Source organism: Nitrobacter sp. 62-23 (genome assembly GCF_001897285.1).
GTDB lineage: Bacteria > Pseudomonadota > Alphaproteobacteria > Rhizobiales > Xanthobacteraceae > Nitrobacter.
In genome coordinates this window covers 1-6816 of sequence record NZ_MKSM01000069.1, presented here as the reverse complement: position 1 = coordinate 6816, position 6816 = coordinate 1, and the positions used below count along the sequence as shown (strand labels likewise).

The window sequence follows — 6816 nt, the reverse complement described above, 5'->3', positions numbered from 1 at the left end:
TGAGCTCGGTGGAGCAAAGCCGTCCGCACGCGCGCCATCCAATAGCGCCGTAGCGGGCGGACGGCTTTGCGGTGCTCACCGCCGGCCGTAGCGTTCCCACATAGCTGGCGACGGCCGGCCTGGATAGCGCCGGGCAAGTTGAACTCCTTCGTTGATGCTGGCTCCCCGGATGGGGGTCCGGGGGAAGGTTGAACAACTTGTGGACAACGTAGCGCCGGCTTTGAACATCACCATTCAAGAGCGCCGATCGGCTGACGGCCTTGATGCACACGTCCCTATGATCCTGCGGGACGGGGCACTCTACGATCCTGATCTGGATCGCTTCTTCCGCGACCTTCCCCTCAACGGCGTCCGCTCACGGCACTCCCTTCGTGCGTATGGCTATGACGTCCTGGTCTGGGTCCGCTTTCTTTCGGAAGCCTGCGGCAAGTCCGTATGGCAAGGTGATCGTCGCGACGTCCTTGCCTATCATCGCGTTCGTCGCCGGACGGAGGCCGGCCAACGTATCTCCGCGGCGTCCTGGAATCGAGCTGTTGCCTGTCTCGATCGGCTCTATCGTTGGGGCGTTCACGAAGGCTTGCTCCCTGAAGCACCGTTCACGCACCGCTCGGTTTGGAGGCAAGGATACGGCGGTCGGCGTGCGCAGATTACAGCCCGCAATGACGCCTATGAGCCGGCTGCACGTCGAGCAGATGTCAGCTTTGTCACGCTCGATGACTACCGGGTATTTCGGGACGTCGGCCTCAGAGGGCTTATGCCTGATGGCGGAGCGCGGCCGGGAGCGCGTGATCGCAACGGCATTCGCAATGCGTTGTTTTCCGACATCGTTGTGACGACGGGCCTTCGGCTGGAGGAAGCCTCCTTTCTGTTTGCATCCGACCTTGCTGCCGTGGATCGGCGAACAGCTCGACAGGTATGGCTCGATCTACCGGACGCGCTGACGAAGGGCGATCGTGGTCGCCAGATTCTTCTTTCCGGTCGACTGCTTGAACAGGCGCGGGCCTACATCGCGGTTGAACGAGCTCACGCCGTCACTAAGTTCCGACAACGCTCCGGCTGGCGCTCGTACGAACGCCCGATCTTCGTTCACAGGGAGCGGTCAGCTTCCCGGTTGCGACTACTCGACGGGAGTGACGTCGTTCTTGATCTGCTGAGCCCCGAAGAGCGCAGCAGGATCATCGTCTGTGATGATGACGGTACACCGGGCGAGCCCGCCGTGCTGTGGCTCACGGAAGTCGGATTGCCAGTTCAACCGAACTCCTGGGAGGTGATCTTCGCCCGGGCATCCGAGCGGTGCAGGTCTCTCAGCTTTTCCGTCAACATCACGCCGCACCAGCTCCGCCATACCTTTGCCGTGCATATGCTCGCGATGCTGATCCAGCAGCGGATTCGAGATGCAGCGTTGCCCGCTGGCCCGATCGAAGGATATCGGCAGATCCTCGGCGATCCACTCCAGCAAGTGCAACGGCTGCTTGGCCACGCCAGCCTTGCAACGACCTACATCTATCTCGATCACATCGCTTCGCGCGCCGATACCGTTGATGCAGCCGTCGAGGAGTTACTGGCGCTGCTTCCCTCGGAGCACTCGTTATGAGAGGCCGGCCGCGGAAGGGAACTTCAGTTCGTTTTGCGCCCGCAGATGGTGTTGTTCCAGCTCATGCCGGTGACCAGTTGCTCGGACTGCGCTTCAACATTGAGGCGCGTCATGGCGGGATCGTCGAGGTCGATCTCACCAGCCTGAGCCCGCGAGCACTTGCGATAGCCTTTGCCGGTGCTGTTCGCCGACAGGCTGAACTCGGCGGGGCGTTGGGAGCGCGCTGCACCATCATGCAGCACATTACGGCATATCGTAAGTTTTTCGCATACCTGCGAGCCCATTCTCATGCCACGAAGCCGGCTGATCTTCGCGCGCAGGATATTGACGGATTCGAAGCCTCCCTTGAGGCCGGCGGCATGACGCCGATCCATCGGCACACGGTCCTCGCGAAGGCGATTCTGGCGCTGCGCTCTATCGATGCCGATCAACCCGGCCTTCTCGACGATAAGCTCCGCCATCGCCTGAGCTACACCAGCGCGCAATCCGCAGGACGGTCGCAACCCCGCGACGCATATAGTCCGTTCGTCGCTCGTCAGCTACGTGACGCGGCTCGCGCCGATATCGGCAAAATATTCCGACGTATCGGCCGCCCGCTCGACGAAGCCATTGATTCCAACCTCCGCAGCGCAGTCGCCGATGTTGAAGCCAGGATTGCCGCTGAAGGCAAGATCGAGCACTCGGACCTCGCCTTCAAACGCCTGTACTTCATGCGCCTGCGACGGGGCCTGCCGGTTTCGAGCTTTTCCGAAGATGTCCATAACCGCCATCATTTGCTCGCAACCGATCTGCCGCCACTGCTGACGTTCCTGTCATTAGAGACAGGGCTCGAGATCGAATGCTGCAAGGCGCTGACCATCGATTGTTTGCAGAGTCCAGAGTCCGGGACGATCGAGATCCGCTACATAAAGCGTCGCGCGCGTGGTGCCGAGCAGAAGCGTCTGCGAGTTCGTGATGGCGGCCTCGGTACGCCTGGCGGATTGATCCGCAAGCTGATCGAGGTGACTAGCTTTACCAGGCGCTTTCTTCCGGTCGAGTCTCTCTGGGTCTATCATTATAAAGGGCGAGGACAGCTCCGGTCCGGCATCGATCACCCGCATCAGTTGGTGGACAACTGGGTCGCTGGACACGGCATCGTCGACGACGATCGCCGTCCGCTACACCTTGTTCTCTCCCGGCTGCGCAAAACACATAAGGCACTCTGGTATCTCAAGACCGAAGGGCACATGGCGCGCTTTGCCGTCGGCCACACGCCGGAGATCGCCGCTCGTCACTATGCGGATATTCCGTCACTGCGCCCTTTGCATGAAGCCACCGTCGCCGAGGCGCTCACGGAAGTTGTCGCGTCCGCAGGACCGATCGTTCTGTCACCCGACAGCGAGTCCCTTTGGCGCGAGGGTGCTGACGCCCCTGTGCAGATCAATAACATTCCCGCGCTCCTGGATGGAGATCAGGACGTCTGGCTCGCGGCGTGCGCGGGCTTTCAGAATAGCCCCTTCGCCGAAGCAGGCTCACCCTGTCCGCAGCCATTCTGGGGTTGCCTGGAATGCCGCAACGCGGTCATCACGGCTCGCAAGCTGCCAGCGATCCTCGCGTTTCTCGACTTTATCGAGGGCGAGCGCGCCGGGCTCTCTGCGGCCGACTGGAGCATCAAGTTCGGTCGCGCGCATGCACGCATCACACAACAGATTCTGCCCGTCTTCTCTGAACGTTTGATCGCCCAAGCGCGCAGCGAGGCCACCCAACAATCTCTCTATCTTCCGCCCGAGGTGCGGCCATGAGCAAAGTTGCCCTCGCTCCGCTCCCACAGGATCTGCATGACCGTCCGGTTCTTGCTTCCGCGGCGCTGAAGCAGGGCTTCGATCGGAGCTGCCTGTCCCGCTATGGCGATGCAAGCTGGGATCTCGGGCCGGCGGTATTTCGCGAGAACGCCCGCCGTTGCCATGTCACCGTACATTTCGGCTCGGTCGAAGATATCGGTACCCGCGAAGCAATCCGGGAACTGCTCTATGCCCGGCTCAACGTCGATCTCCCTGGTCATCGCAAGAAGCTCCCGCCTGCCTGTGTTCGGCAGATATTCAACAGGGCGCGCCGCTTCTTCGAGTTCGTGCAGGTCGAACTCGGCGCTGTCGATCTTTCGCGGGTCGATCAGCAATTGCTCGACCGCTACGCGCGCCATCTCCAGAGCGATTGCAGCCGACGGCCTGTCATCGTCGGTCACCTTCTCGAGGTGCCGGTCGACCTCTATGCTTTTCGCGATCATCTTCCCTCCGGAGGGCTGCGGTTCCACCCGTGGAGCGGACGCGCTCCAGCCCGCGTCGCTGGTTATCGTCACGTCCGCGAGAACCGCACCCCACGAATGCCGGAAGACGTCATCGCCCCACTGTTGGCCTGGTCGATCCGCTACGTCACCGAGTTTGCGCCCGATATCCTTGCCGCTCGCGACGAACTTGATCGATTGGAGACCCATTGCGCCAAGCTTGTTCAATCAGATCAGGCCCTTGACCGCAAACAGCGCCGTGCCCGACAGCGCCGGCGTCTCATGGACTACTTTGAGCGGCGACGACGTGAAGAGCGCGGTGTGCCGATCTGGGGGACCGCTCACAATGGCGCCACTATGCGGCTTCCAGATACAGGGGACGTATCGCCTCCTGTCAACTCGCACCTGCTTCATCTTCATATCGGGATCGATGCCCGTGCAGAGTCGAGGATGCATATTCAGCTTGCGAGTGGAGCGCCCGATCTGATCGATGCAGCCATACGCCAACTCGGCGTTGAGACTGGCGGCATGGATACGTGTATCTCTCTTCTGCCGGAGACGGGCCTTCCGTGGCGACCTCGCTTCGACGCCAAGACGCTCGCCCAGGAAGAACGGATGCTGCAATCAGCAGCATATATTCTGTGTGCGTATCTGACCGGCATGCGCGACTGCGAAGTTCAGGCAATGCAGCGTGGATGCCTTGCTATATCCCGCAGTGAAGATGGCCTGATCATGCGCCATCGCGTCCGGTCAGTTGCCTACAAAGGCAAATCGAGCCATGGCGAAGCAGCCGATTGGGTCACGATCGAGCCTGTCGCCAAAGCCATCGACGTGCTGGAACGCCTCTCGTTCCAGGCCGCATCGGCCCGCGGCCTCACGACACTCTGGCCGGTCCTGGCCGCTAAATCCGTGTGCAAGGATCACCTCTCTGCCGAGATAGTACGCCAGCTCAATCTTTATCGCGATCACCTCAATGAACTGTTCGGCACGATCAACGAGCCGGTTATTCCCAACAGTTCCGAAGGCAAGCCTTGGCGAATCACAACACGGCAATTTCGCCGAACGATTGCATGGCATATCGCCAACCGTCCCTTCGGTACGATCGCCGGCATGATCCAGTATAAGCATGCCTCCGTCGCGGCCTTCGAGGGCTATGCCGGTTCCAGCAAGTCCGGCTTCCGCGCCGAGGTCGAGAACCAGCGTGCTCTTGGGCAACTCGATGACCTGCTGGTTTACTTCGATGAGCGGCAAATTGGTTCGACGCTTTCCGGACCAGCGGCACCACGCATATCGAAGGCGCTTGATGCTGCAGCGGTAGAACTTAGCCCCCTTCCAGTCATGATTGCAGATCGCGCGCGGCTTCGCACGATGCTCGCCAGTCTCGCGCGCACATTGCACGTCGGCGTGCTCGCCGATTGCTTCTTCGATCCCGGGACCGCCCTGTGCCTGAAGCAGGCAACCAACGCCGACAACAACAAGATGCCGCTGACCGTGCTTTGCCAACCGACACGGTGCCCAAACGCCTGCATCACCGCCAGGCACCGGCCAGCATGGGCACGTTCCGCAGACGAGGCGAGAGCTGTCCTCAAAGAGAAGCGGTTGTCTTCGCTACAGCGCTCCGCCCTGCAACAGGATCTCGCACGCATCGAGGCTGTCCTCGACGATATCGATCGCAGCAATTGACGTCAGAGCTCCGGACCTGAGGTTGCGGCCGCGCCGGGTGGTTCTCGCCGGCGTCCGCCCCGGCTTGGTCGGAGCGCGCGATGCCCCGCACGGCCGCGCAACGGCTGATCGCCGTCCTCCGCTATCGCTTCGGCTCTGCGAGTGCGCGGTCGCGCTTTCAGGCATCGCAGGTGGCTGCTCCGCCGCCGGGGAGGGACCCCGGCCGAACGGGAGCACCCATCATGATGAGACAGCACAAAACCAAAGACGGCCGCCCTGTCGGGCGGCGGGAGAGGACGAGGAGGGCCGGAATCGGGCGGCCGGTTGAGGGAGTGAGAGAGGCTTGCTCCGCCGGCCGCGGAGATTCTCCCATGTCCTATACATCGAGTTCGGCGGAGCGCGCCGATGTCTATACCCGCATCACCGCCGAGATCGTCGCCGCGATCGAAGCTGGCGCCGGCGAATGGCGCATGCCCTGGCATCACGACGGCACTGCCATCACCCGTCCTCAGAACGTCTCGTCAGGCAATCGATACCGTGGCGTCAACGTGCTCGCACTCTGGATCGCTGCGCAAGCTCATGGCTATGCAGACGGCCTCTGGGGAACCTATCGGCAATGGCTGGCTATCGGCGCGCAGGTACGCAAGGGCGAACGAGGAACGACGGTTGTTCTCTGGAAGCAGGCAAAGGCGGCCGCCAACGATGATGCAGATGATGGTAACGATGATGTTCGTCGCCGCGTCTTTGCACGTGCATTCACGGTGTTCAATGTCGCCCAAGTCGATGGCTACGAACCTCAGGTCATCGAGCAGCTTCCAGAGATCGATCGCCTCACTCACGTCGGCGAGTTCATCGATGCGCTGAAGATCCCGATCGTCACCGGCAACTACAATGCACACTACCGCATCGACACCGACACGATCTTCATGCCGGACTACGCGGCATTCACGAGCGCGGCCGCCCAAGCCGGCACCTTGATCCATGAGGCAGCTCATGCCACGGGCGCAAAGCACAGGCTCGACCGGAACTTCCAGGAACGGTTCAAGCATGATTGGCTGCCGATCGAAGAAGCCACCGCCGAATTGACCGCTTCTTTCATCCTGGCGGATTTGGGTGTCGCCCATCATCCCAGGCCCGATCACGCCGCCTACGTGGCATCTTGGTTACGCCTCCTCAAGGATGACCCTCGCGCCATCTTCACCGCCGCCAGCAAAGCCCAGCAGGCGGCTGACTGGATGCATGCCCAGCAGCCTCGGACCGGGGAGATGGCGGCATGATCACCACCATCCTCAACGGGGTA

General features: G+C 61.6%; 6 protein-coding genes. 4 read left to right on the top strand and 2 right to left on the bottom strand.

All coding sequences use genetic code 11. The features are described from left to right. Positions 1-169 precede the first annotated feature (169 nt). Complete coding sequence (locus tag BGO16_RS06260; RefSeq protein ID WP_111835166.1) at positions 170-1594, top strand: site-specific integrase; 1425 nt, start codon at positions 170-172, stop codon at positions 1592-1594. Between the two features lie 23 nt (positions 1595-1617). On the opposite strand, the gene BGO16_RS06255 is transcribed toward BGO16_RS06260, so the two are convergent. Further along, positions 1618-1968: a hypothetical protein gene (locus BGO16_RS06255; RefSeq protein WP_292617732.1), complete on the bottom strand. Its 351-nt coding sequence runs from the start codon at positions 1966-1968 to the stop codon at positions 1618-1620. Here BGO16_RS06255 and BGO16_RS06250 point away from each other — a divergent pair. Further along, positions 1954-3375, top strand: coding sequence for a hypothetical protein (locus tag BGO16_RS06250; RefSeq protein WP_292617731.1), 1422 nt, complete (start codon positions 1954-1956; stop codon positions 3373-3375). The genes BGO16_RS06255 and BGO16_RS06250 overlap by 15 nt on opposite strands. Here BGO16_RS06250 and BGO16_RS06245 read toward each other — a convergent pair. Continuing rightward, positions 3348-3749 (bottom strand): hypothetical protein, encoded by a 402-nt coding sequence (locus tag BGO16_RS06245; protein ID WP_292617730.1) that lies wholly within the window; start codon positions 3747-3749, stop codon positions 3348-3350. The genes BGO16_RS06250 and BGO16_RS06245 overlap by 28 nt on opposite strands. Here BGO16_RS06245 and BGO16_RS06240 point away from each other — a divergent pair, their 5' ends adjacent. Both BGO16_RS06240 and BGO16_RS06235 read left to right on the top strand, forming a co-directional pair. After that, positions 3750-5537, top strand: coding sequence for an integrase (locus BGO16_RS06240; protein ID WP_292617729.1), 1788 nt, complete (start codon positions 3750-3752; stop codon positions 5535-5537). Positions 5538-5887: 350 nt separating this feature from the next. After that, entirely contained in the window at positions 5888-6793 is a 906-nt protein-coding gene (locus BGO16_RS06235; RefSeq protein ID WP_111835173.1) for an ArdC-like ssDNA-binding domain-containing protein, read from the top strand. The last annotated feature ends 23 nt before the right edge of the window (positions 6794-6816 follow it).